This is a genomic window from Microvirga sp. 3-52 (assembly GCF_018383585.1).
GTDB lineage: Bacteria > Pseudomonadota > Alphaproteobacteria > Rhizobiales > Beijerinckiaceae > Microvirga.
The window spans coordinates 173,910-197,833 of the sequence record NZ_JAHAMK010000002.1 but is presented as its reverse complement, the minus strand read 5'-3'; the positions used below and the strand labels follow the sequence as shown (position 1 = coordinate 197,833).

Below are 23,924 nucleotides of genomic sequence, written 5' to 3'. Positions count from 1 at the left end.
GGGTATTGTTGCGCTTTGAGTCGTAGTGGTTTCTGAAAACGGCGGCTGTTGCGGTTGTTCCGTATTGGTCGCTAGGCAGGTGCGCGTGAAGAAAAAGCATTCCAGGAAGACGTATCGCTTGCTCTTTGGGGCTATGACCTCGGTGTTCGTGCTGGCCGGCCTTGGCGGAGTGTCGGCCGAGACCCTGGAAAGTGCTCTGGCACGTGCTTATGGCAACAATCCGGATTTGAATGCCCAGCGGGCGAATGTCCGCGCGACGGACGAGACGGTGGCCCAAGCCAAGTCCGGCTATCGCCCGACGATTAATGCAACGGCCGATGCCGGCAGGACTTGGACCTCGGCGGAGAGTCCAGCGTCGCGTTTCTCGGCGAACACGACTACCAGAAGTGCACTGAACCCTCGCGGGGTCGGCCTTGAGCTCAATCAGACGATCTTCGACGGGTTTCGAACCCAGAACCGGGTCCGAGCGGCGGAATCCTCCGTCCTCGGATCGCGGGAGACCCTGAACAGCACCGAGCAGAGCATCCTGCTCGATGCGGCGACGGCCTATATGGACGTCCTGCGGGATACGGCCATCCTCGACCTGCAGCGCAATAACGTCGAGGTCATCGACGAGCAGCTGCGTCAGACCCAGGACCGGTTCAACGTCGGCGAGGTGACCCGGACTGACGTCGCCCAGGCGGAGGCCCGTCTGGCAGCGTCACGATCCGAGGCCAGCCTCGCCGAGGCAACTCTGCGCAACAGCATTGCAATTTATCGCCAGGTTGTCGGCGTCGAGCCTGCTCAGCTGGCACCCGGACGTCCTCTGGACCGCCTGACCCCACGCAATGTCGATTCGGCGCTGAAAGTCGCCCTCAATGAGCATCCGGCCATCAAGGCCCGTCAGCACGCTGTCGATGTGGCCGAGCTGCAGGTGAAGATCGAGCAGGGCGCCCTTGCTCCGCAGCTTGGCGTGGCCGGCGCCGTCGACCAGCGCTATGACCGGCAACAGTCAGGTGATGCGGCGCTTTCAGCCTCGGTGGTCGCCCGGCTGACCGTACCGATCTACGAAGGCGGCCAGGCTTACGCCGCGACTCGTCAGGCCAAGGAAACGGCCGGGCAGCGCCGTCTCGAAGCCGATTCCGTTCGCGATCAGGTTCGTGCCGCCGTGAGTTCCTCCTGGGGACGGTTGGAAGCGGCTCGCGCTCAGATCGTCGCCGCTCAGGCGCAGATCGATGCCGCCGAGACCGCACTCAGCGGTGTGCGTGAAGAAGCCCGCGTCGGCCAGCGTACCACTCTCGACGTGTTGAACGCTCAGCAGGAATTGCTGAATGCCCGCGTGAACCTCATCACGGCTCAGCGCGACCGGGTCGTGGCTTCCTACAGCCTCGTCAATGCGATGGGCCGCCTCAACTCACGGGCGCTTGGCCTCAAGGTTAACCATTACAGCGCGAAGATCCATTATGATCAGGTGAAAGATCTTTGGGTCGGGACGAGCACACCCGACGGTCGTTGATAAGTTTTGGGGCCAGAACCAAAAAGTTCTGGCCCCGCTTGTTTTCTTTAAGGTTACGTAAAATACTTCATTTACATTCATTCGAATGTGATTCTTGCGTATTTTGATTTGGATGCGGCTATGGGTTCTGCGAGCCTGAAGGTTAATGAGCCATCGATGGAAGAAATTTTGGCTTCCATCAGGCGTATCATCTCTGATGATGAGACGCTGCGACCCTCCGAGCGTGATGAGCCGGGCACCTCTCCTCTCAGCAACGTCCTCGACATTGCCGAGCTTCACGTGTCTCCGCTGATCGCCTCAAGCCCGAATGAGTCGGTGCTCGGTCCTTGGAGCCGGGGTGAGGCACTGGGCGCTGATGCGCATTCCGAAGACGACATCTTGGAGGATCGCCACGTTCCCGACGAGCAGGCTGCACCGAGGATGGTACCGGCTGCCGTCCGCGAAGCGCTGGCCATAACCCCGGCGGTCGAGCCTGAAGTGGCCGATGCCCTTATCTCTCGCGAAACCGGGGCTTCGGTTTCGGGCGCCTTCGACCTTCTCAGCGCTTCCTTGAAGCCGAGCCAGCCTCAGACCGTCGAGGATCTCATGAAGGAGATGCTGCGTCCCATGCTGAAGGCATGGCTCGATGATAATCTTCCTTCCCTAGTCGAGCGGCTAGTGCGGGATGAAATCGAGCGCGTGACTCGCAGCCGGGGCTGAGCCGTCGGTCGGGCCAATCCTGCGGAAGGCTTGGCCACTTTTGAAGCGCGCTGCGCTCAGATTGTCGCCCCTCTGTTGACTTCGACCGATCCGTCCGGTTTGTAGCCGTCTTGCTTGCGCGTTTTCGCGCCAAAAGACCGGTATTCATCATGATGGACAAGACGTTCGATCCTTCCGCTGTCGAAGCACGCATTTCCGCCCGCTGGGAAGAGGCTGAGGCCTTCAAGGCCGGTCGCGCGGATCGCAGGGACGCGGTACCCTATACGATCGTCATTCCCCCGCCGAACGTGACCGGCTCGCTCCATATGGGGCATGCTCTCAACAACACGATCCAGGACATTCTGTGCCGCTTCGAGCGCATGCGGGGCAAGGACGTGCTCTGGCAGCCGGGCATGGACCATGCGGGCATTGCCACGCAGATGGTCGTCGAGCGCCAGCTCGCAGAGCGCCAGATCCAGCGCCGCGACCTTGGCCGTGAGGAGTTCATCAACCGCGTCTGGGAGTGGAAGGAGGAGTCCGGCGGCACCATCGTGCGGCAGCTCAAGCGCCTTGGCGCCTCCTGCGACTGGTCGCGAGAGCGCTTCACCATGGACGAGGGCCTGTCCCGCGCCGTCCTGAAGGTCTTCGTCGACCTCTACAAGCAGGGATTGATCTACAAGGACAAGCGCCTCGTGAACTGGGACCCTAAGTTCCAGACCGCAATCTCGGATCTCGAGGTCCAGCAGATCGAGGTGAAGGGCAATCTCTGGCACATCCGCTATGCCGTCGAGGGCATGCCCGACCGCTCCATCACGGTGGCAACCACGCGTCCCGAGACGATGCTCGGCGACGTGGCCGTGGCCGTCCATCCGGACGATGAGCGCTACAAGGATCTGGTCGGCAAGTTTGCCATCCTGCCGCTGGTCGGCCGGCGCATTCCTATCGTGGCAGACGAGTATTCCGACCCCGAGAAGGGCACGGGCGCGGTCAAGATCACGCCCGCGCACGACTTCAACGATTTCGAAGTCGGCAAGCGCCACAAGCTGCCGCTCATCAACATCTTCGGCACCGAGGCTCAACTTGCTCTTGCCGGCAACGAAGCGTTCCTGGAGGGCCTTGAGCAGACTGACGATCTCAAGGCAGTCCTGGCCCTCGACGGCGTCGGCCGTTTCGAGGCGCGCCAGCGCATCGTCCTGATGCTGGAGGAGCGCGAGATCCTCGTCCAGATCGAGCCGCACGCTCACACCGTGCCGCACGGTGATCGCTCGAACGTGGTGATCGAGCCCTATCTCACGGATCAATGGTACGTGAACGTGAAGCCGCTCGCGGAGCGTGCCCTCGGGGCCGTGCGCAAGGGCGAGACCAAGTTCGTGCCCGAGAACTGGGAGAAGACCTACTTCCAGTGGCTCGAGAACATCGAGCCCTGGTGCGTCTCCCGCCAGCTCTGGTGGGGCCACCAGATCCCGGCCTGGTATGACGATCAGGGCAATGTTTACGTCGCCATGAGCGAGGAGGACGCCAAGGCAGAAGCACGCGCGAAGAATGGGCGAGAGGTACCGCTCAAGCGCGACGACGACGTGCTCGACACCTGGTTCTCTTCAGCGCTGTGGCCGTTCTCGACTCTCGGTTGGCCGGACGACGCTCCGGAACTGAAACGGTATTATCCGACCAACACTCTCGTCACCGGCTTCGACATCATCTTCTTCTGGGTCGCCCGCATGATGATGATGGGCCTGCACTTCATGGAAGAGGTGCCCTTCGATACGGTCTATATCCATGCCCTCGTCCGTGACGAGAAGGGCGCAAAGATGTCGAAGTCGAAAGGCAACGTCATCGATCCGCTCAATGTGGTGGACCAGTACGGCGCCGATGCGTTGCGCATGACGCTTGCCGCCATGGCGGCGCAGGGGCGTGACATCAAGCTCTCCGTTCAGCGCGTGGAAAGCTACCGCAACTTCGCGACCAAGATTTGGAACGCCGCGCGCTTTGCCGAGATGAACGAGTGCAAGCGCGATGCCAGCTTCGATCCGGCATCGGTGCAGGAGACGCTCAACAAGTGGGCGCTCAGCGAATGCGCCAAGGCGATCCGCGAGGTGTCCGCGGGCATCCAGAACTACAAGTTCAACGAAGCGGCGCTTTCGGCCTATCGTTTCGTGTGGAACGTGTTCTGCGACTGGACTCTCGAACTGGCCAAGCCCGTGCTGCAGGGAGCGGACTCGCCTGCGAAGGACGAGACCCGCGCGACGATCGCCTTCATCTTCGACGAGATCTGCAAGCTCCTGCATCCCTTCATGCCGTTCCTGACGGAAGAACTTTGGGCCATCAAGGGTCAGGAGGGGCCGAAGCGCGAGACGATCCTGGCTCTGACCGCCTGGTCAAACCTCGATCATCTCATCGATGAGCAGGCCGAGGCCGAAATCGGCTGGGTAGTTGATCTCGTGAACGAGATCCGTTCCGCTCGCTCCGAAACGAACGTGCCGGCCGGCGCGCAGATCCCACTGGTGCTCGTCGCCTCCTCTGCCGACGTTCAGGGTCGCGCCGGACGCTGGGGCGATATCGTGAAGCGCCTCGCACGTCTCTCGGACATCTCCTACGCCGCCGGAGCTCCGAAGAGTTCGATTCAGCTCCTCATCCGTGGTGAGGTTGCGGCCTTGCCACTGGAGGGCGTGATCGATCTCGACGCCGAGCGAGCCCGCCTCGCCAAGGAGATCCAGAAGCTCGACGTGGAGGTCGGCAAGATCGACGCGAAGCTTGGAAATGCGGATTTCATCAAGCGCGCACCCGAGGAAGTCGTCGAGGAGCAGCGCGAGCGTCGCGAAGAGGCGCTGACCCGCAAGGCGAAAATGGAAGAGGCGCTCGGGCGTCTCAGGGATGCGTGAGGCAGTCCCTTTGATACACGCGTCATCAACCGGCCTTGTGCCGGTGATCCTGATTTGAAAAGCGTGGCGCTCTTCCGATCAAGATGGCCGGGGCAGGCCCGGCCATGACGCGAGTGTGAGGTTCGGGCCGCTCACCCGATCACGAAGTCCACCAGAAGCTTCACGTTCAGCGCCACGATTACCGCGGCGATGATGCCTGCGAAAGCCGTCAGCCAGCGGGGCGTGACGAGGGCACCCATCTTGTTCTTCGAGGCGGTCATGGTCACGAGCGGAATGACCGCGAAGGGAAGCTGAAGGCTCAGGATCACTTGGCTCAGGATCAGGAGTTTTGCCGTGCCACCCTCGCCATAGGCAATGGTTACGCCTGCTGCCGGAATGATCGCGATGCCGCGCGTGACAAGGCGGCGCAACCAGGGTGCCATCCTGAAGTTGATGAAGCCCTCCATGACGATCTGGCCTGCCATGGTCGCGGTCACCGTCGAGTTCAGGCCGCAGCATAGGAGTGACAGGCCGAAGAGCATCGGCGCAATGGCGCTGCCGAGGATCGGCTGGAGAAGGGTATGGGCTTCGCCGAGCTCTGCGATCTCCGACCGGCCCGTGTGGTGGAAGGCAGCGGCCGCAAGGATGAGAAGGGACGCATTGATCGTCAGCGCGAACATCAGGGCGATGGTCGAGTCGAGAGTTGCGAAGCGCAGGGCCTCGCGCCGCTCGTTCAGGGTTTCGCCATAGGCACGGGTCTGCACGATGCCCGAATGCAGATAGAGGTTATGCGGCATGACCGTCGCGCCCAGGATGCCCAGAGCGAGATAGAGCATGTCGGGATTGGTGACGATCTCGGTCGTCGGGGCAAAGCCCGCAATCACGCCGGCCCAATTCGGATCGGCCATGGCGATCTGGATGCCGAAGCAAACCGCGATCACGCCGAGCAGAGTGATGATGAAGGCCTCGACCCAGCGGAAGCCTAGATTCTGAAGATACAGGATCAGGAACACGTCGAGCGCCGTGATGATCACGCCGATCTCGAGCGGGATGCCGAAGAGAAGGTTGAGGCCGATGGCCGTGCCGATCACCTCCGCGAGGTCTGTGGCACAGATGGCAAGCTCCGCGAGGAGCCATAGCCCCCAGGCGACCGGTTTCGGATAGGCGTCCCGGCAGGCCTGGGCGAGGTCGCGACCGGTGGCAACTGCCAGGCGGGCGCAAAGAGACTGCAGGACGATCGCCATGATGTTGGAGATCAGCGCGACAGAGAGGAGGGCGTAGCCGTACTTCGAGCCGCCGGCGATGGAGGTCGCCCAGTTGCCCGGGTCCATGTAGCCCACGGCCACCAGATAGCCGGGGCCCATAAAGGCTGCAGCCCGCCGCCACACGGATCCGGGGCGCACCGCAATCGAGCGATTGACCTCCGGCAGGGAGGGCAGGTCTCGCGAATTCCGCCAGGCGGCCTTTTGCACAAGGGAAATGGGGGCGGACTGGTCCATGGATTCTTTCTGCAGTTGCAAACTATTTGCAATAAGAAGCTAGCCTGGATCAAACGTCTCGGCAAGAGGAGAGTTGCACAAGGTTGCGTTTGAAAATCACCTCGCCTCGGAGGGGCATGAGATTGCTGGATGGGTGCGCAAGCCGGCTGTTAAGACGTGACAAGGCGCTTGAGGTTTGCTCTAGGTTTACCAAAACCAGACAGGATCGCCGGAACAGGGATGGAAATGCTCGAGAGTGTTCTGATTGCCAATCGCGGCGAGATCGCGTGCCGTATCATCCGAACCGCCCAGCGCCTGGGAATGCGTACCATCGCGGTCTATTCGGAGGCCGATGCGGAAGCGCTCTTCGTGCAGATGGCGGACGAGGCCCACCTCATCGGTCCTCCTCCTGCGCGAGAGAGCTATCTCCGGATCGACAGGATCATCGAGGTCGCCAGGCGGACCAACGCGGCCTCCATCCATCCCGGTTACGGCTTCCTCTCCGAGCGGGCCGAATTCGCCGAGGCCTGTGCAGCAAACGGTATCGTCTTCGTCGGGCCTCCGGCCTCCGCCATCAAGGCCATGGGCCTGAAGGATGCGGCCAAGTCGCTGGTACAGCAGGCGGGCGTGCCGGTCGTGCCCGGCTATCACGGCTCGAAGCAGGATCCTGACTTCCTGCGTCAGAAGGCCTATGAGATCGGCTATCCGGTCCTCATCAAGGCGGTTGCCGGCGGCGGCGGCAAAGGCATGCGACGGGTCGAGAAGGCGGCCGATTTCGACGCGGCGCTGGAGAGCGCCCAGCGTGAGGCTCAGAGTTCATTCGGCGATCCGCGGGTGCTGGTGGAGAAATACATCCTTTCGCCACGCCATATCGAGATCCAGGTCTTCGCCGATGGCCACGGCAACGTGGTGCATCTCTTCGAGCGCGACTGCTCGCTCCAGCGCCGCCATCAGAAGGTGATCGAGGAGGCCCCGGCTCCCGGGATGCCCCCGGAGATGCGCCAGGTGATGGGGCAGGCAGCCGTCGAGGCGGCCCGTGCGGTCGGGTATGTCGGAGCCGGCACCGTCGAGTTCATTGCAGACGGTCGCGAGGGGCTCCGTCCCGACCGGTTCTACTTCATGGAGATGAACACCCGCCTCCAGGTGGAGCATCCGGTGACCGAAGCGATCACGGGGCTCGATCTCGTGGAGTTGCAGTTCCGTGTCGCCTCGGGCGAGGCGTTGCCATTCGCGCAGGAGGATCTCGCCATCGACGGCCACGCGGTCGAGGCACGCCTCTATGCGGAGGATCCGGAAAAGGAATTCCTGCCTTCGACGGGCAAGCTCTGGGCTCTCGAATTTCCGGAAAGCGAGGGTATCCGCATCGATACGGGCGTCGAAGCGGGTGCCGAGGTCACGCCCTATTACGATCCCATGATCGCGAAGGTCATCGCCCACGGCGCGACCCGCGAGGAGGCCCTGGACAAGCTGGCCGAAGCGCTTGGGCAAACGATCGTTGCAGGCCCGAAGTCCAACGCGGCCTTCCTGAAGAAGCTGTGTGAGGCCGAAGGCTTCAGGGCAGGGGCGTTCGATACCGGCTTCATCGACCGCAACACTGCGGATCTCGGGGTCGGACCTCAGCCGATCGACGAGGTCGCCGTGTCCTTCGGCGCGTCCGCGCTCATCTCACGGGAGATCGAGCGGCTGCGTATGGCCGAGCTGCAAAAAAGCGATGAGCCGTCGTCGCCCTGGTCGATGCCGGACGGTTTTCAGCTTCTTGGGTTACGCAGCGTCGGCGTTCCGCTGCGCGTTGACGGCGAACGTGTCGAGGCCCGCGAGGTATTCAGCCGCGAGCATCCTGGCGCGAGCACCGTTGCCTTCGGCAACAGCGATCCGTGGGCCAATGAGGAAACCGACCGCGAGGTGGAAGCACCGCACGGCGTCTACATCATCCGCAATGGACGCCAGACATTCGTGCAGACCTACGATCCGTTCGATGTCGATCTCGAGCACATGGACGAGGGCGGGACGGTCAAGGCGCCGATGCACGGCAAGCTCATCGCGGTCTTCGTACAGCCCGGCGACCGGGTCGAGAAGGGTCAGCGGCTCGCGATTGTGGAAGCGATGAAGATGGAGCATGTGCTGGTGGCGCCCTCCGATGCGGAGGTGGCCGAGATCGCCGCCGAGCCGGGGGCGCAAGTGGCGGAGGGCGCACGCCTGATCGTGCTCAAGACGGAGGAGTAACCTGCGGCGCATCGCCAGATGACTGATCTGGCACGCGCGTGGTTGAAAACGGATATGGCACTTCACCTGATCAAACTCTGCGTCGGCTGCGACTCGATTACGGATCTCGAAGAGTGGATCGAGGAGAACCGCGCGCTGCATCGGCGCCTCGGGCGTGAGTACGAGCAGACGCATACCACTCGCATGGTTCCCAAGCGGACGGACGAACTGCTCGATGGCGGCTCCTTGTTCTGGGTGATCAAGGGGCAGGTTGCGGCTCGCCAGAGGCTGCTGGCCGTCCGCCCCTTCACCGATTCCGATGGCATCGGTCGCTGCCATCTGGTGCTGGAGCCGAAGGTGGTTGCAGTCGAGTCGCGTCCCTGCCGGCCGTTCCAGGGCTGGCGCTATCTGGTTGCGAAAGAGACCCCGCGTGACATCGACCTGAAAACCGGTGATCTTGCCAGGATGCCGGAACACATGCGCCGGGAACTGGCCGAGCTGGGCCTCCTGTAACCTATGTGAATCTTGGGAGATGGTTCGATGAGGCTTCTCTGTGTGACTGCAGCTCTTCTCTTTTCTGGGAGCGGTCTTGCACTTGCGAAAGAGTGCCGCATGCCTGATGGGCGGGTCCTTCAGCTGCGTGAATGCAGGGATCGTTTCCAGGACCGTCGATCGGAAGTCGAGAGACAGGATTCCGTTAGGGGCAGCCAGGGCTTCATCGATCTGGGGAATGGTACTCAGGTCCGGATCGGGGGACGTATCCGCGCGGAAGTCACTGGACGCCGTTAGACTTTTTAGCTGGGGATCCTCTTGGAACCGCGCCGCGTCGAATAGCATTGGCTCAGCAGTTCAGTTGAGTGGAGGTTCCGATGCTGATGTGTGCATCCGAAGGCCGGCACTGGCGTTACGAGGTCTGCGAGCATGACGACGGCTATCTTGTCCAAATGCGCGATCTGACTACGGGCGAGCTGGACGAGGAATTCTCCACCATTTTCCGCACGCTTCCCGTCGCCTTTGCCTATGCCGAGATGTCGGCCGCATACGAGCGATACGCCGCTTCGGAACTCGAACATGCCGAAGACGAGCAGATCGAATTCGACGTCGAAGCCACCGAGCGTCATTTCATCGATCTGAGCGACAGGCTCCACGATTCCGGCATCAACGGTGTCGTCGTCCAGGCCTGGGAACGGGAAAGTCAGCGCAGCCGAGCCGGATTGCTGCATTGAACCTTGATCGGGGCAGTCCTGGGCTTCGCGTTTGCAAGCGGAGACTGTCCCTCTAGCATTGCTCCATCACGACTCACCCCGACGATGGAGTTCCCATGGCCGATCTCTCAGCCTTCCCGATTGCGACCCGCTGGCCGGCCCAGCATCCCGACCGGATCCAGCTCTATTCCACGCCCACGCCCAATGGGGTAAAGGTCTCTATCATGCTGGAAGAGACCGGACTTCCCTACGAGCCGCATTTCATCAATATCGGCCAGAATGAAACTTGGACCCCTGAGTTCCTGTCCCTGAACCCGAACGGCAAGATCCCGTCCATCATCGATCCCGACGGACCTGGCGGTAAACCGCTGCCTCTGTTCGAATCCGGCGCCATTCTCCTGTACCTTGCCGAGAAGACCGGCAAGTTCCTGCCATCCGATCCTGCGCGGCGCTACGAGACCATCCAATGGGTCTTCTTCCAGATGGCGGCCGTCGGGCCGATGTTCGGTCAGCTCGGATTTTTCCACAAGTTCGCCGGCCGTGAGATCGAGGACAAGCGCCCGCTTGAACGCTACCGGAACGAATCCAAGCGCCTGCTCGGCGTGCTGGAGACGAGGCTCGAGGGGCGCGATTGGATCATGGGCGAGGACTACACCATCGCCGACATCTCCCTGCTCGGATGGGTCCGCAACCTGATCGGCTTCTACGGCGCGGGAGAACTCGTGGAGTTCGACAGCCTGAAACGTGTCCCGGCCTGGCTGGAGCGCGGACTGGCTCGTCCCGCGGTCCAGCGCGGCCTCGATAGTCCGAAACGGCCTGATTAGGCCTTCAGCGCAGGCTTCATTCTTCAAGCTGCCGATTTACATCGGCCCCATCTCGGCCCACATGTTGGGGTGGGGAAGAAAACGATGATGCTGCTTCTTGGAATTGTGGCGGTCGCGCTTCTGTGGTGGCTCGCCAAGTCTTATACGCGCTCCGATGCCCAGACCCTGGCGAAAAGCCTCAAGGTCGTGGCAGGTATCGCGGCGTTGGGTGCGGCCGTGCTTCTAGGGGTCAAAGGACGCTTCGATATGGCCCTTCTCCTTGGCGGCTTTGGAGCCTGGGCGTTGGGCTGGAATGCCCTGAACCTCCCGGGGCCTTGGCGGAAATTCCAGCAGGCGACCGGCCGCTTTTCCCGCATCCGATCGGCCATGATCGAGATGGAGATCGACCACACGACCGGCGCTGTCGAAGGCACCATCCTGGTAGGGGCGTTCGCGGGGCGCCGCCTCTCGAGCCTGGACCCGCAGAGCTTGAGCCGTGTCTATGACGAATGCTGTGCCCATGATCCACAGGGCATACCACTCCTAGAGGCTTATCTTGATCGCCGGTTTACCGGCTGGCGTGAAAACGCTCATGGAGATCGTGACACGCGGACGCGCACCCATGCGCATTCGGGCGTAATGACGAAAGAGGAAGCCTATCAGATCCTGGGGCTTCAGCCTGGTGCGAGCCTCGACGAGGTCCGAAAAGCGCACCGGACGCTGATGAAGAAACTCCATCCCGACCAAGGAGGGACGGCGTACCTCGCGGCTCGCGTCAACGAGGCGAGAGAAGTCCTGTTGGGCCGACATCGCTGATACTCCACGCGCGATCCGGTTTGTCTTCAAGCTGCGACGGCGCAAACACACGCACCGTCGCAGGGTTCTCTATGTCAGCTCAGCCGCGCGAGGCGAAGCAGTTCACACCAGCCTTTTTAAGCTGTTTGCACGCATTCGCCGCATCATCGGACTCGGAGAAGCCGGAGAAGCGGGCGCGGAAGAGCGTGCTGCCTTCGACAGTCACCTTTTCGGTGAAGGGTGAGGCCTTTCCGAGAACCTTGCCGAAGCGACCGCGGGCGGAGTCGAGCATCGCCTTCGCCTTGTCCTCGTCATCCGTGGCACCGAGCTGGATCACCCAGCCGTTCACCACCTTTTTGGGCTCGGCCGCCTCCGACTTGGGAGCTTCAGTCTTGAGGGAGGCTGTCTTGGTCTCCGCAGAGACGGTAGAGCCCTGCGCGGGCTCGACGGCCCTTGCCTCTATCCTGGCCTGGAGAGCAGCCTTCTGGGAGGCGGGGATCTGGGCTGGAGCCGGCAGAGCGGCATAGGCCTGGGCGTTCAGCGGCAGCGGTTCCTGGCCCTTCTGCCACCGCACGGAGGAGGGAGTGGTGGTCGAACTGGCGCCCGAGGCCGAGGCGACGACCGGCCGCAAGGTGTTCAGGTCGAGCGGCTTACGCGCGGGTGCAGCCTGGGGCGTCGAGGCCTGAGCAATGGGGGCCTGCGGGGTAGCAGACGCCACTTTCACAGGAGCCGCGACGGGCGAGGTCTCGACGGGCCGCGGGGCCGGGGCCTCAGCCACCAGGGCAGGCTGGTTCTCGAACACGGCAGGAGCAGTCCGGGTGCCCGCATAGGCGCGAGGCAGATGAGAGGCGATGAGCGAGGCCATCTTCTGGTCGCGGGAAGCGCCAGAGCGGCCGCCGAGCACCACGCTGACAATGCTGCGGGTGTCGGTATTCACCGAGGTCAGCAGGTTGAAGCCGGAGAGGCGAGTATAACCGGTCTTGATTCCGTCCACGCCCTCGATTTTGCCGAGCAGCCGGTTATGGCCACGGATGGTGCGGCTGCCGTACTGGAACGAGCGGGTCTGGAAATAGGCGAAGTATTTCGGGAAGCGGTCCTGGATCGCGCGGCCGAGGACGGACAGGTCGCGGGCGGTCGTGATGTTCGGCGGGGAGTGCGGCAGGCCATGGGGGTTGTAGAACGCCGTCGAGCTCATGCCGAGCTCCCTGGCCTTGCGGGTCATCATCTGGGCGAAAGCATCTTCGGAGCCGGCGATGTTCTCGGCGACCACGACGGAAACGTCGTTGGCGGAGAGGGTCACCATGGCCTTGATGGCATCGTCGACCTTGATGGTTGATCCCGGACGGACCCCCAGCTTGGTCGGCGGCTGGCTGGCGGCATAGGCGGAAACGGTGAGGGGAGTATCCAGGCGCATACGGCCCCGCTCGAGCTGCTCGAAGAGCAGGTAGAGGCTCATCACCTTGGTGAGCGACGCCGGGATCCGCGGCTCGTCAATATTTTCGCCCTGCAGAATCTTACCGGTCTTTGCATCGACGACGATGGAGGCGGAAAGCGGGCTGTAGCCACCACCGGACGACTTGGCCTTGCGACGTGCCGCGTCCGCAGGGGATGCGATCGCAACGGCAACTGACACGACAATACCAATCAGAGCCCATGTCTTTCGGCGTCCCATCCAAACCGAATTCATGCTTCAAAATCCCTGTTTCGTTTGGTTCTTAGGCCCTTGCGCCCGGCTCTCTCGAAGGAACCGTTACCGGCACAACACACCCTCCGATGGTAAGAGGTTGCGGTTACGGGGCGGTTAACGGGGGCGAATGGAGTGGTCGGCTTATTGTGCATTGCACAATGAAACTTGACAAATTTTTGTGCACTGCACATAATGGGTTCGTCAGCTATCCAGCGGCGCCATCCGTCATCTAACTCGTTATTGCCGAGGTTCACAATGCTTCAGCCGTTTACCCAGATCCAGAAGTTCGGCCAGGACAACCTGGATGCTACCGTCAAGGCCTTGGGTGCCTTCTCCAGTAACAGCCAGACGATTGCCACCGAGACGGCGGATTTCGCCCGTAAATCGTTCGAGCAGACCTCGGCAACTGTGGAGAAGCTCCTCGGCGTGCAGACCCTCGACAAGGCCGTTGAAATCCAGACCGCCTTCGTAAAAGGCGCCTATGACAGTCTCGTCAGCCAGACGGCCAAGATGGGCTCGCTCTACTCAGCTCTCGCGACGGAGACGATGAAGCCCTACGAGGGGCTCCTCTCCAAGGCCACGACCGCCTAAGGCGGGATCAGTCTTGTCTCATGACGCGCCCGGGCCTGTCCCGGGCGTTTTGCGTTGGGGCTGCCATGCATCTAGGGCTGGGCCTTCCGCTCGCGCAGGAGTGACCAAGATGTCGCTCTTTTCTTGAAGACTGCGACCACCCATCTGGTTGATCTGGCAAACCGAATGGAGCGACTATACATTTGGATTGTTGCCGATGGCCCGAAACAGGACGGACCGGAGGTCGAGGCCAAGAACACAAGAAGGGGCGGTCGTCCGACTATGTTGCGGTTAGCTCAAGGTACTTTGACCCTGTCGGAATCTTTTCCGGTATCCGCTGCCGGCGGGTCACAGCCCCCTGGAGGCGACGATGGCGGTCGTTCGAACACGGCTATCATCACGAAAACCAAGCCGCGCACGAAACGGCCGAACCTTTACCGCGTTCTCCTCTTGAACGACGATTACACCCCGATGGAGTTCGTGGTGCACGTGCTGGAGCGGTTCTTCAACAAGAACCGTGAGGATGCGACCCGGATCATGTTGCACGTACACCAGAATGGCGTGGGAGAATGTGGAGTTTTTACCTACGAAATTGCCGAGACCAAGGTGACCCAGGTGATGGATTTCGCCAGGAAGCACCAGCACCCTCTGCAATGTGTCATGGAAAAGAATTAGCCGAGCCCCGTCTCATAAAAGGACAAGCCGTTGCCGAGCTTTTCTCGCAGTCTTGAACAAGCCCTTCACCGAGCTCTCGCTCTCGCGGGCGAGCGCCGCCATGAATATGCAACCCTCGAACACCTTCTCCTGGCCCTGATCGACGACCAGGATGCTGCGGCCGTCATGCGGGCCTGCAATGTCGATATCGAAATTCTTCGCCGCAACCTGGTCGATTATGTCGACAGCGAGCTGGCCAATCTCGTGGCCGATGGACGCCAGGATTCCAAGCCGACGGCCGGCTTCCAGCGCGTGATCCAGCGGGCGGTGATCCATGTCCAGTCGTCCGGCCGCGACGAGGTGACCGGCGCGAACGTGCTCGTGGCCATTTTCGCCGAGCGCGAGAGCCACGCGGCCTACTTCCTGCAGGAGCAGGACATGACCCGTTACGACGCGGTCAACTACATCAGCCACGGCATCGCCAAGCGCCCAGGCCTCACGGAAAGCCGCTCCCCGCGCGGATCCGAGGAGGAGCCCTCCACCGAGCGTCCGACGCAGGACGAGGGCGACGCGCGCCAGAAGAAAAAGGGCGACGCGCTCGAGGCTTACTGCGTCAACCTCAACAAGAAGGCGAAGGAAGGTCGGATCGATCCGCTAATCGGCCGTGAATCCGAGGTCCAGCGCACCATCCAGGTCCTGTGCCGCCGCCAGAAGAACAACCCGCTCCTCGTCGGCGAGCCGGGCGTCGGCAAGACTGCCATCGCGGAGGGCTTGGCCCGCAAGATCGTCCAGGGCGAGGTGCCGGAGGTCCTGAAAGGTGCCACCGTGTTCTCCCTCGACATGGGAACGCTCCTTGCCGGTACCCGCTATCGTGGCGACTTTGAAGAGCGCCTGAAGCAGGTCATGAAGGAGATCGAAGCGCATCCGAACGCCATCATGTTCATCGACGAGATCCATACGGTGATCGGCGCCGGCGCCACCTCCGGTGGTGCGATGGATGCCTCGAACCTTCTGAAGCCTGCGCTCGCCCAGGGCAGCCTCCGCTGCATCGGCTCGACCACCTACAAGGAATACCGCCAGTATTTCGAGAAGGATCGGGCCCTCGTGCGTCGCTTCCAGAAGATCGACGTTAACGAGCCTTCGGTGCCGGACGCCATCGAGATCGTGAAGGGCCTGAAGCCCTATTTCGAGGACTTCCACAAGCTCAAGTACACCAACGAAGCCGTCAAGGCGGCGGTGGAGCTGTCGGCCCGCTACATCAATGACCGGAAGCTGCCGGACAAGGCGATCGACGTGATCGACGAGACCGGCGCGTCGCAGATGCTGCTTCCCGAGGGCCGTCGCAAGAAGACCATCGGCATCAAGGAGATCGAGGCGACCATCGCCACCATGGCCCGCATCCCGCCCAAGACGGTGTCGAAGGACGATGCGGAGGTGCTTGCGCATCTGCAGGATACCCTGAAGCGCGTTGTTTACGGCCAGGACAAGGCCATCGAGGCGCTATCCTCGGCGATCAAGCTGGCTCGCGCCGGCCTGCGCGATGCGGAAAAGCCCATCGGCTCCTACCTGTTCGCCGGTCCCACGGGCGTCGGCAAGACCGAGGTGGCCAAGCAGCTTGCCACGTCCCTCGGCGTCGAGCTCCTGCGCTTCGACATGTCGGAGTATATGGAGCGGCACACGGTCAGCCGCCTGATCGGCGCTCCTCCCGGCTATGTGGGCTTCGACCAGGGCGGTCTCCTGACCGACGGGATCGACCAGCATCCACATTGCGTGCTTCTGCTTGACGAGATCGAGAAGGCCCATCCGGATCTGTTCAACATCCTGCTCCAGGTCATGGACCACGGGAAGCTGACGGATCACAACGGCAAGCAGGTCGATTTCCGTAACGTGATCATTATCATGACCACCAATGCGGGGGCCGCCGACATGGCCCGCCCGGCCTACGGCTTCACCCGCACAAAGCGCGAGGGGGACGATACGGAGGCGGTCAACAAGCTGTTCACGCCCGAGTTCCGTAACCGTCTCGACGCGATCATCTCCTTCGCTCATCTGCCGAAGGAAGTGGTGCAGAAGGTGGTCGACAAGTTCGTCATGCAGCTCGACGCCCAGCTTGCCGACCGCAACGTCTCGATCGAGCTCACCGACGAGGCCCGCGACTGGCTGGTCGAGCACGGCTATGACGAAGCCATGGGCGCCCGCCCGATGGGTCGCCTGATCCAGTCGACCATCAAGACACCGCTCGCGGACGAGGTTCTCTTCGGCCGCCTGAAGGACGGCGGAGCCGTCCGCGTCGTGGTCAAGACGGACGATATCGGTCTGCAGAGCCTCGGTTTCGAATACGTCGAAGGGCCGGTGAAGCCGAAGCCCGAGAAGGACGTGACGAATGCCGCTAAGAAGAAGCCCAAGGCCAAGTCCGCTTCTTCGAAGACGAAAAAGGCCGTGAAACCGAAGGGATCCGATGGTAATGGGGGCGGAGGTGTTCGCACCGTCCCGAAAGTTCCGTTGGTTAGAGCATGACGAGTGAGATTCACGAGGGACCGCTTGAGGCGTCCCGGACCCTGGACGCTCCGGCGAGGCTGTCATGGCGCGAAAAGCGCTACCTGCGTCGTCGCCGGCGCGTGTGGTTCGAGGAAATCCTGGGTTGGATCCTCGTGCCGGTGATCATCTTTGGCTGCTACTGGCTTCTGAACATCGGCCTGAACGCCGTCGGCACATCGCCGGCCGCGATCATGGAAGGGATCGACGCGATCATCTCCAGCCTTTGAGGCTGGCCCAGCCCGGACCCGACTCTGCTATCTGGCCGCATCGGACCACATGCCGATGCGGCTTTCTATTTGATAGACTACGTTAAGGGAGCATCAGTCGCTTTGGACCAAGAAACAGGCTTCCATTGGTTTGAATGGACCATTTCCGGAGCCTGGAGCATCGGATTAAAACGTGGATAAGCGACGCTCAGCCTAACCCCAGGCCCACGGTGTGGCCTTCTGACGGACAATGAGGACGCGGTGACGAAACTGATCGGCATTTCGGGAAGCCTGCGCCAAGCCTCCTATAACTCCGCCTTGCTGCGAAACGCTGCGGGCCTGATGCCCGAGAACACAGAACTGGTGGTCGAAACGATCAAGGGAATCCCGCTCTACGATGGCGATGTCGAGGTCAACGACGGGATTCCTATGCGGGTCACCGAGTTGAAAGATGCCATCGCCGCTTCGGACGGCCTGCTCCTCGTCACACCGGAATACAACAATTCCATCCCGGGCGTGTTCAAGAACGCCATCGACTGGCTCTCCCGGCCGGACTCGGACATCAAGCGCGTTTTCGGCGGCAAGCCAGTGGCTGTCATCGGCGCGTCGCCGGGCGGTTTCGGCACCATCCTGTCCCAGAATGCGTGGCTTCCGGTCCTGCGAACGCTGAAAGCAGACTTCTGGGCCGGCGGGCGCCTGATGGTGTCGCGTGCGCAGACGGTTTTCAACCAGGACGGCACCTTCGCCGATCAGAAAATCGAGGACCAGCTCCGCAAGTATCTCGAAGGCTACACCGCCTACGTTCGGGCTGCGCGGCAGAACGCATCCGCGTCCTTACGCTAATCCTGATCCGTGTGCCGGAACGGGGTAGCCTCCGCCAGTTCTTCCGCAGCCTCTGACACGTAGAGACGCTCCTGGTCGAGATAGTCCTGCACCGCCCGGCGCAACGAAGGATCGGCGATGTCATGGGCCGAGGACGTGATCACCGGCCTGTAGCCGCGCGCGAGCTTGTGCTCCCCCTGGGCTCCGGCTTCGACCCGGTCGAGCCTGCGGGTGATGGCGAATTCGATCGCCTGGTAATAGCAGACCTCAAAATGCAGGAAGGGATGATCCTCGATGCATCCCCAGTTGCGTCCGTAGAGCCGCTTGTCGCCGATGAAGTTGATGGCGCCCGCGATATGCCGTCCGTTGCGCTTGGCCATGACGAGCAGAACCCTGTCGGCCATGCGCTCGCCGAGAAGGGAGAAGAAGCTGCGATTGAGGTAGGGCCGCCCCCACTTGCGCGAACCCGTGTCCATGTAGAACGAGAAGAATGCGTCCCAATGGGCCTCCTCGATGTCGCTCCCGGTCACCCAGTCGATAGAGATGCCGTTTGCCAGGGCATCGCGCCGCTCGCGCCGGATGGCCTTGCGCTTGCGTGACGCAAGGGCAGCCAGAAAGTCCTCGAAACTGCCATAGCCGTCATTGAACCAGTGGAACTGCTGGTCGTCCCTCTGCAGGAACTTCTCTGCGGTCAGGGCACCGAGATCCGCTTCCTGCACGAAGGTGGCGTGAATGGAGGAAGCCCCGGTCTTGTCTCTCAAGGCTCTAAGACCAGCGATCAGATAGGAGCGGACCTCCGCTGATCGGGATCCATGCGGGACGATGAGGCGGGGGCCCGTGACCGGCGTGAACGGAACCGCGACCTGGAGCTTGGGATAATAGCGGCCGCCCGCACGGGTATAGGCATCCGCCCATGAATGGTCGAACACGTACTCGCCCATGGAATGGGACTTCAGATAGCAGGGGGCCGCACCCAGCAGATTCTCAGCTTCATCCTCGACGAGAATATGAACAGGCCCCCAGCCGGTCTTGCCCCCGACGCAGCCGGAATCCTCCAGTGCGGACAGAAAGGCATGAGACACGAACGGGTTGAACGGATCGTCATCGCCCGTGCCGGTGCCGATCGCGCAGGCATCCCAGTCGGAGGACGGAACCGCCTTGAGACCTTGGGCAATTTTGACTTGGAGTGTCACTGGGTGGAAGGATCCCGCCGTTAGGCGTTAAGAGCTAATCACTCAGCGAGATCCTTGCAACCATCGGGCATCGTGCGGAAAAGCCGCTTCGGCACTCCGCGCGAAGCAATGCTCTATGGCAGAAAGTCCTCGAACACCATCTGGTCCGCGTGCTTTTCGGCCTTGGCGCGGTCCTCAGGATTGCGCACCGTCCAAGTCATCACGGGCAGGCTGCCCAGGATCCGGCTGAGATGAGTCGAAGCACAGGGGATATCCTTGACGCGCCAGGACAGGAAGTGCGGCTGCGTCTCGGAGAAATGCAGCAGGTTCGCCATCCGGTGCTTGGCCTCGGGCGTCAGGTAGCTGTCCGACTTGGACGCATATTCCAGCTCTCCGATGAACCCGCGTGTGATGTGCGGCGCGTTTTCGCGGAGATACGCCACGATATCCGGATCGAACGACTTCACGACGAAGGGGCCGTTGTACTCGGCCAGAATCTCAATGACCCGCTTCGTCAGCCGCATATCGCCGTTGAACTTGCTCTTGATCTCGATGACCAGGGGCGTGCGTCCGGCAATCGTGCCGAGATAGTCTTTGAACGACGGAATCTTGTCTCCCTTCGCGGCACCTGAGATGCCGATCCCAGTCAGAGCGGATATCCTGCGCTCGACCAGCAGCCCGGTCTCGCCCGTGAGGCGGTCGAGCTCGAAATCGTGGAAGACGACGGCCTCGTTGTCGGCGGTCAGTTGAACGTCGAGCTCGATGGGAAAGCCGCGCGCGATGGCGGCTTCCGCGGCCGAGATCGTGTTCTCGATGATGCCTTCGGCTTTGTTATGGAGGCCGCGATGGGCGATGGGCTTCGCGACGAGCCAGCTCGGTGTGCTCATTTGACTTCAAACATTCCTTCGACTTCGACACAGGCATCGAGGGGCAATTCCGCGACCCCGACGGTGGAGCGGGCATGGCGGCCGGCATCACCCAGGACCTCCACCATCAGGTCCGAAGCGCCGTTCATGACGGGAGCCAGGGCCGCGAAGGTCGGCACCGCATTGATGAAGCCGCCCAGGCGGACACAGCGGGTGACGTTGTCGAGATCGCCCACGGCGGCCTTGAGCTGGGCGAGCAGGTTGATGGCGCACAGGCGTGCGGCGTCCTGGCCGACCTCGGGTGAGATTTCCGCGCCGAGTTTGCCCTTGTGGGCGTCGGATAGCTTGCCGTCGAGGCCGAGGCAGAGTTGCCCCGAGACGACGATCAGGTTTCCGGTCCGAACGAATGGGACATAATTCGCAACCGGTGCAGCCGGCGTCGGAAGAGTGATATCCAGTTCCTGAAGTTTTTTGTCGACTGCGCTCATGGAAGCCTCGTTCCGTGACATCATCCGGACGGAGTAGTGGCGGATGAGCCGTAAGGACGCAAGCGGGAACATTGCCCTGTCCGCAGGAGGATCCTATCTTGGCTCGCGCATCATGCGGAAAATGGAGACCCGGTTTTCCGCACCGACAGATGCGCTGCTGAAGGGATTGAGCATCGGATCGATCCTAAAAGTGGGTTCCACTTTTGGGTCCGGTGCCCTAGCGTCGGATCGGGAGAAGAAATGCGGTTCCTTGTTGTAGCCTCTGGCCTGTCCATGGCTTTTCTGGCGCCGGCTTTCGCGGAGACGCCAAAGCCTTCTGTTCAACTTGTGCCCCACAGAGCGGTCTACGACCTTTCGCTTCTGAGGGTCGGCGGTTCCAATGGAGTCGAGAATGCAAGGGGTCGCATTGCCATGGAATTCGGCGGTGACGCCTGCGACGGCTACACCCTGAAATACCGGCAGGTCACGATCCTCAACAGCAGCGAGTCGGGGTCCAACACCCTCGACATACAGACCGCGACCTACGAGACGGGCGATGGCCGCTCCATGCATTTCAAGTCCACATCGCTCCGGCAGGGCATGATCAAGGATGGCGAGGTCGACGGTGACGCCAAGATCACGCCCCAGGGGAGCCTCAACGTCGATCTGAAGCAGCCGAAGAGAAAGGCGTTCGAAGCCACAGGCGAGACCGTGTTCCCGACCGAGCACCTCAAGCGCCTGATCGAGGCGGGGCGACGGGGGGACAGCACTCTTTCCGTGAAGGTCTACGACGGTTCCAACAAGGGCGACAAGGTTTACGACACCCTGGGTCTGATCGGCCGCAAGATCGAGGCGGGCGCGGCGACGGCCTCTCTGGAGGATGTCGTTCAGGGCGGGAAGCTCGCCTCGGTCGCGCGCTGGCCCGTGACGATCAGCTACTTCGAGGAAGGCAAGGCCGACCGGACGCCCGTCTATACGATCTCCTTCGAGCTCTACGAGAACGGGATCAGCCGCGCCTTGAAGCTCGATTACGGGGACTTCGCCCTGAAGGGCGACCTGAAGAGCCTGGACGTGCAGGCGCCGAGCTCCTGTCAGCAGTAGATCGTGGAGTCTAGGGCTTGCGCAGCACGATCCCCTTCTGCACGGCGTTTGCGCCGAATTTGTTGCGAAGCTTGTCGATGGCGGCCTCCATATGGGCCTGCCGCACCACGCTCTGATCCGCGAGATCGCCCTTGTCGGCGTCGGCTGCATCACAGAGATCGGCGGCGCCGATGCCGATGAGGCGGAAGGCAGTGCCGTCGCAGGCGGCCCTCAGGAGCTGCCGCGCCGGATCGAAGAGCCGGGCGGCGAGCTGGGTCGGGGCGAGGCCCGACCGGGTTCTCGTGAGGAGCCGAAAATCCCTGTCTTTCAGCTTCAGGGTCACGCTCTGCCCGGCTAGGCCAGCCGCCTTCAGGCGACGGGAGACCTTTTCCGAGAGCCGCCACAGGATCGGCTCCAGATCCTCGAAGGAGCGCAAATCCGTCTCGAAAGTGGTCTCCGCCGAGATGCTCTTCGTCTCGCGTTCCGGGTTGACCGACCGGCGATCCTCACCCCAGGCCAACCGGGACAGGCGCTGAGAGTCGCGCCCGAGGGCCTCGAACAGGGTCTTCAGCGGCACGTCGCGGAGATGCGCGATCCGTGTCACCCCGGCCTTGGCGAGCCTGTTTTGAGCCGATGCGCCGATGCCGGGAATGATCCCGACCGATTTGTCCGCAAGGAAGTCGGCGGCTTCCTCTCGTCCGACGATGGAAAAACCGCGGGGTTTCTCAAGGTCGGAGGCGATCTTGGCCAGGAACTTGTTGTAGGAGAGTCCGACGGAGATACTGATTCCTATCTCCTTTTCCACCTTGCGGGCGAAGCGGGCGAGGGTCAGGGCTGGGCTGCCGTGATGAAGCCGCTCCGTCCCGGTCAGGTCGAGAAAGGCCTCGTCGATGGAGACGGGCTCCACCAGCGGTGTCAGCTCTCGCATGAGCTGGCGCACCTCGCGTCCGGCCTTGCTGTACTTATCGCCGTTGGGCTTGATCACCGTGGCATGGGGGCAGAGCTTGAGCGCCTGGAACATGGGCATCGCCGAGCGTACGCCGTAGGTACGCGCGACATAGCAGGCGGTCGAGACCACGCCGCGCTTGCCACCGCCGATGATCACCGGCCTGTCGGCGAGGCTTGGATCGTCCCGCTTTTCCACCGCCGCGAAGAAAGCGTCGCAATCCACATGGGCGATGGAGAGGCTGTCGCGCTCCTTGTGCCGCAGAAGGCGAGGGGACCCGCAGGCCGAGCACCGCTCCGCCAGGGGGCTGGCTGAAAGCGTCAGGCAGTCACGGCAGAGAGGGGCGTCGCTCATGGGTCGTCGGGGCTATTCGAACTCGGACGGAGAGAGGGTCCAATGGGCCTCCATGATGTGCTCTGGCTTGGTGTTCAGCTCTTTGGCGAGCGAGATCAGCAGCGGCTCGTCGGACACGACATAATCGAGGATCCCGGCGAAGAATCCAGGGGACGATGCGGCCGAACGGATGGTTTCGGGGCGCAGGCCCGAGACCGCCAGGAATCGGCTCAGCCGCTCCTCGTCGCCCGTAAGGAACGAAAAAGCGCCGAGTGCGACATTTTCGGCCTCCTCGCGGGTAACTCTTTTTAAGGGAGTGTTCATTCTGTCAGTTTGCATTTCATCAATAGGTTTGGACTTAACTATACCATCAAATGAACCATTGGGCCGATGAAGTACATCTGGGGCCCCGGGGATAGCGCCCATGAAGAAGACTGTGCTCATCGTTGAGGATAACGAACTCAACATGAAGCTCTTCAACGATCTCCTCGAGGCCCATGGCTATGCGACCTTGAAGACCAGCCATGGCATCGAAGCCATGGAACTGGCCCGGGCTCACAAGCCGGACCTGATCCTCATGGACATTCAGTTGCCTGAGGTTTCAGGCCTCGAAGTGACCCGTTGGCTCAAGGCCGATGACGAGCTGAAGTCGATTCCCGTGATCGCCATTACGGCTTTCGCCATGAAAGGGGACGAGGAACGGATCAGGGAAGGGGGCTGCGAGGCCTATATGTCAAAGCCGATCTCGGTTTCCAAGTTCATCGCGACCGTGAAAACTTATCTGGAAGCCGATGGGAAGCCGTCATAACTGGGTCGAATCCATGGCATGACCCGAGCAGAAGCTTCAAAAGAGCGAGTCATCCCTTTGACATGACTTGCCTTTAAGTTTTTTTGGAAAATGCCGCTTTTTGGCCACATCGGCGCTTGCATCGTTCCATGTTTCCTATACGTTCAGCCCAAGTCTCCGCCTTAAAGCGGACGTAATGCCCTACGGATGCTCAGGTCCGCCGCATCTCCTGGGAGTTCGGGGGCTCGGCCAGCCTGGGGGCAGATCGTTGCCTCCTCAACG

Annotated in this window: 22 protein-coding genes; 15 read left to right on the top strand and 7 right to left on the bottom strand. The window is 61.9% G+C overall.

The window, feature by feature from the left end:
* The first annotated feature begins 133 nt into the window (after positions 1 to 133).
* The 3 genes from KHP60_RS02895 (at position 134) to KHP60_RS02885 (ending at position 5,052) form a co-directional block, all read left to right on the top strand.
* Entirely contained in the window at positions 134 to 1,495 is a 1,362-nt protein-coding gene (locus tag KHP60_RS02895) for a TolC family outer membrane protein (protein WP_249688466.1), read from the top strand.
* A gap of 120 nt (positions 1,496 to 1,615) precedes the next feature.
* On the top strand, positions 1,616 to 2,194 hold the full coding sequence (locus KHP60_RS25410; protein WP_213562065.1) for a PopZ family protein: 579 nt from the start codon (positions 1,616 to 1,618) through the stop codon (positions 2,192 to 2,194).
* 149 nt (positions 2,195 to 2,343) lie between these two features.
* Complete coding sequence (locus tag KHP60_RS02885; protein ID WP_213562064.1) at positions 2,344 to 5,052, top strand: valine--tRNA ligase; 2,709 nt, start codon at positions 2,344 to 2,346, stop codon at positions 5,050 to 5,052.
* Between the two features lie 131 nt (positions 5,053 to 5,183).
* On the opposite strand, the gene KHP60_RS02880 is transcribed toward KHP60_RS02885, so the two are convergent.
* The gene (locus KHP60_RS02880; RefSeq protein WP_213562063.1) at positions 5,184 to 6,530 is read right to left on the bottom strand and encodes an Nramp family divalent metal transporter; all 1,347 of its coding nucleotides are present in this window, start codon (positions 6,528 to 6,530) and stop codon (positions 5,184 to 5,186) included.
* 225 nt (positions 6,531 to 6,755) lie between these two features.
* Between KHP60_RS02880 and KHP60_RS02875 the strand changes: the two genes are divergently transcribed.
* The 5 genes from KHP60_RS02875 to KHP60_RS02855 all read left to right on the top strand — a co-directional run bounded on the left by KHP60_RS02875 (position 6,756) and on the right by KHP60_RS02855 (position 11,535).
* Entirely contained in the window at positions 6,756 to 8,732 is a 1,977-nt protein-coding gene (locus KHP60_RS02875; protein WP_213562062.1) for an acetyl/propionyl/methylcrotonyl-CoA carboxylase subunit alpha, read from the top strand.
* 54 nt (positions 8,733 to 8,786) lie between these two features.
* Positions 8,787 to 9,224: a DUF1489 family protein gene (locus KHP60_RS02870; RefSeq protein WP_213562061.1), complete on the top strand. Its 438-nt coding sequence runs from the start codon at positions 8,787 to 8,789 to the stop codon at positions 9,222 to 9,224.
* A gap of 356 nt (positions 9,225 to 9,580) precedes the next feature.
* Positions 9,581 to 9,937: a hypothetical protein gene (locus tag KHP60_RS02865; RefSeq protein ID WP_213562060.1), complete on the top strand. Its 357-nt coding sequence runs from the start codon at positions 9,581 to 9,583 to the stop codon at positions 9,935 to 9,937.
* 95 nt (positions 9,938 to 10,032) lie between these two features.
* Positions 10,033 to 10,740, top strand: coding sequence for a glutathione S-transferase N-terminal domain-containing protein (locus tag KHP60_RS02860; protein WP_213562059.1), 708 nt, complete (start codon positions 10,033 to 10,035; stop codon positions 10,738 to 10,740).
* A gap of 84 nt (positions 10,741 to 10,824) precedes the next feature.
* Complete coding sequence (locus tag KHP60_RS02855; RefSeq protein ID WP_213562058.1) at positions 10,825 to 11,535, top strand: DnaJ domain-containing protein; 711 nt, start codon at positions 10,825 to 10,827, stop codon at positions 11,533 to 11,535.
* A gap of 79 nt (positions 11,536 to 11,614) precedes the next feature.
* On the opposite strand, the gene KHP60_RS02850 is transcribed toward KHP60_RS02855, so the two are convergent.
* A complete protein-coding gene (locus tag KHP60_RS02850) occupies positions 11,615 to 13,201 on the bottom strand; it encodes a D-alanyl-D-alanine carboxypeptidase (protein ID WP_213562057.1) in 1,587 nt (528 codons plus the stop codon).
* Between the two features lie 255 nt (positions 13,202 to 13,456).
* Here KHP60_RS02850 and KHP60_RS02845 point away from each other — a divergent pair, with 255 nt between their 5' ends.
* The 5 genes from KHP60_RS02845 to KHP60_RS02825 all read left to right on the top strand — a co-directional run bounded on the left by KHP60_RS02845 (position 13,457) and on the right by KHP60_RS02825 (position 18,012).
* A complete protein-coding gene (locus KHP60_RS02845; protein ID WP_213562056.1) occupies positions 13,457 to 13,792 on the top strand; it encodes a phasin family protein in 336 nt (111 codons plus the stop codon).
* Between the two features lie 261 nt (positions 13,793 to 14,053).
* Positions 14,054 to 14,446: an ATP-dependent Clp protease adapter ClpS gene (clpS, locus tag KHP60_RS02840; protein ID WP_249688464.1), complete on the top strand. Its 393-nt coding sequence runs from the start codon at positions 14,054 to 14,056 to the stop codon at positions 14,444 to 14,446.
* A 30-nt stretch (positions 14,447 to 14,476) separates the two neighbouring features.
* Positions 14,477 to 16,942: an ATP-dependent Clp protease ATP-binding subunit ClpA gene (gene clpA / locus KHP60_RS02835; protein WP_213562055.1), complete on the top strand. Its 2,466-nt coding sequence runs from the start codon at positions 14,477 to 14,479 to the stop codon at positions 16,940 to 16,942.
* Positions 16,939 to 17,190, top strand: a complete 252-nt coding sequence (locus KHP60_RS02830) for a hypothetical protein (protein ID WP_213562054.1) — start codon at positions 16,939 to 16,941, stop codon at positions 17,188 to 17,190. Before clpA ends, KHP60_RS02830 begins: the two co-directional genes overlap by 4 nt.
* A gap of 240 nt (positions 17,191 to 17,430) precedes the next feature.
* The gene (locus KHP60_RS02825) at positions 17,431 to 18,012 is read left to right on the top strand and encodes an NADPH-dependent FMN reductase (RefSeq protein WP_213562053.1); all 582 of its coding nucleotides are present in this window, start codon (positions 17,431 to 17,433) and stop codon (positions 18,010 to 18,012) included.
* On the opposite strand, the gene KHP60_RS02820 is transcribed toward KHP60_RS02825, so the two are convergent.
* The 3 genes from KHP60_RS02820 to KHP60_RS02810 form a co-directional block, all read right to left on the bottom strand.
* The gene (locus KHP60_RS02820) at positions 18,009 to 19,184 is read right to left on the bottom strand and encodes a GNAT family N-acetyltransferase (protein WP_213562052.1); all 1,176 of its coding nucleotides are present in this window, start codon (positions 19,182 to 19,184) and stop codon (positions 18,009 to 18,011) included. The genes KHP60_RS02825 and KHP60_RS02820 overlap by 4 nt on opposite strands.
* Before the next feature lie 113 nt (positions 19,185 to 19,297).
* Complete coding sequence (locus KHP60_RS02815; RefSeq protein ID WP_213562051.1) at positions 19,298 to 20,050, bottom strand: glycerophosphodiester phosphodiesterase family protein; 753 nt, start codon at positions 20,048 to 20,050, stop codon at positions 19,298 to 19,300.
* Positions 20,047 to 20,517 carry a RidA family protein gene (locus KHP60_RS02810; RefSeq protein WP_213562050.1) on the bottom strand — a complete coding sequence of 157 codons (471 nt, stop codon included), beginning with the start codon at positions 20,515 to 20,517 and terminating at the stop codon, positions 20,047 to 20,049. Before KHP60_RS02810 ends, KHP60_RS02815 begins: the two co-directional genes overlap by 4 nt.
* Positions 20,518 to 20,757: 240 nt before the next feature.
* Between KHP60_RS02810 and KHP60_RS02805 the strand changes: the two genes are divergently transcribed.
* Complete coding sequence (locus KHP60_RS02805; protein WP_213562049.1) at positions 20,758 to 21,597, top strand: cell envelope integrity EipB family protein; 840 nt, start codon at positions 20,758 to 20,760, stop codon at positions 21,595 to 21,597.
* Between the two features lie 10 nt (positions 21,598 to 21,607).
* On the opposite strand, the gene KHP60_RS02800 is transcribed toward KHP60_RS02805, so the two are convergent.
* The gene (locus tag KHP60_RS02800) at positions 21,608 to 22,876 is read right to left on the bottom strand and encodes a DNA polymerase IV (RefSeq protein WP_213562048.1); all 1,269 of its coding nucleotides are present in this window, start codon (positions 22,874 to 22,876) and stop codon (positions 21,608 to 21,610) included.
* 12 nt (positions 22,877 to 22,888) lie between these two features.
* Entirely contained in the window at positions 22,889 to 23,281 is a 393-nt protein-coding gene (locus tag KHP60_RS02795; RefSeq protein WP_213562047.1) for a DUF3572 domain-containing protein, read from the bottom strand.
* On the opposite strand from KHP60_RS02795, the gene KHP60_RS02790 reads away from it, so the two are divergent.
* Positions 23,280 to 23,663, top strand: a complete 384-nt coding sequence (locus tag KHP60_RS02790; RefSeq protein ID WP_036351276.1) for a response regulator — start codon at positions 23,280 to 23,282, stop codon at positions 23,661 to 23,663. The two genes, KHP60_RS02795 and KHP60_RS02790, sit on opposite strands and share 2 nt — an antisense overlap.
* Positions 23,664 to 23,924 lie beyond the last annotated feature (261 nt).

Bases quoted from the DNA above. Each gene is read 5' to 3' on its own strand.
- KHP60_RS02895 (WP_249688466.1), top strand. From the start codon at position 134: ATGACCTCGGTGTTCGTGCTGGCCGGCCTTGGCGGAGTGTCGGCCGAG.
- KHP60_RS25410 (WP_213562065.1), top strand. From the start codon at position 1,616: ATGGGTTCTGCGAGCCTGAAGGTTAATGAGCCATCGATGGAAGAAATT.
- KHP60_RS02885 (WP_213562064.1), top strand. From the start codon at position 2,344: ATGATGGACAAGACGTTCGATCCTTCCGCTGTCGAAGCACGCATTTCC.
- KHP60_RS02880 (WP_213562063.1), bottom strand. From the start codon at position 6,530: ATGGACCAGTCCGCCCCCATTTCCCTTGTGCAAAAGGCCGCCTGGCGG.
- KHP60_RS02875 (WP_213562062.1), top strand. From the start codon at position 6,756: ATGCTCGAGAGTGTTCTGATTGCCAATCGCGGCGAGATCGCGTGCCGT.
- KHP60_RS02870 (WP_213562061.1), top strand. From the start codon at position 8,787: ATGGCACTTCACCTGATCAAACTCTGCGTCGGCTGCGACTCGATTACG.
- KHP60_RS02865 (WP_213562060.1), top strand. From the start codon at position 9,581: ATGCTGATGTGTGCATCCGAAGGCCGGCACTGGCGTTACGAGGTCTGC.
- KHP60_RS02860 (WP_213562059.1), top strand. From the start codon at position 10,033: ATGGCCGATCTCTCAGCCTTCCCGATTGCGACCCGCTGGCCGGCCCAG.
- KHP60_RS02855 (WP_213562058.1), top strand. From the start codon at position 10,825: ATGATGCTGCTTCTTGGAATTGTGGCGGTCGCGCTTCTGTGGTGGCTC.
- KHP60_RS02850 (WP_213562057.1), bottom strand. From the start codon at position 13,201: ATGAATTCGGTTTGGATGGGACGCCGAAAGACATGGGCTCTGATTGGT.
- KHP60_RS02845 (WP_213562056.1), top strand. From the start codon at position 13,457: ATGCTTCAGCCGTTTACCCAGATCCAGAAGTTCGGCCAGGACAACCTG.
- clpS (WP_249688464.1), top strand. From the start codon at position 14,054: ATGTTGCGGTTAGCTCAAGGTACTTTGACCCTGTCGGAATCTTTTCCG.
- KHP60_RS02830 (WP_213562054.1), top strand. From the start codon at position 16,939: ATGACGAGTGAGATTCACGAGGGACCGCTTGAGGCGTCCCGGACCCTG.
- KHP60_RS02815 (WP_213562051.1), bottom strand. From the start codon at position 20,050: ATGAGCACACCGAGCTGGCTCGTCGCGAAGCCCATCGCCCATCGCGGC.
- KHP60_RS02810 (WP_213562050.1), bottom strand. From the start codon at position 20,517: ATGAGCGCAGTCGACAAAAAACTTCAGGAACTGGATATCACTCTTCCG.
- KHP60_RS02805 (WP_213562049.1), top strand. From the start codon at position 20,758: ATGCGGTTCCTTGTTGTAGCCTCTGGCCTGTCCATGGCTTTTCTGGCG.
- KHP60_RS02800 (WP_213562048.1), bottom strand. From the start codon at position 22,876: ATGAGCGACGCCCCTCTCTGCCGTGACTGCCTGACGCTTTCAGCCAGC.
- KHP60_RS02790 (WP_036351276.1), top strand. From the start codon at position 23,280: ATGAAGAAGACTGTGCTCATCGTTGAGGATAACGAACTCAACATGAAG.
- KHP60_RS02795 (WP_213562047.1), bottom strand. From the start codon at position 23,281: ATGGGCGCTATCCCCGGGGCCCCAGATGTACTTCATCGGCCCAATGGT.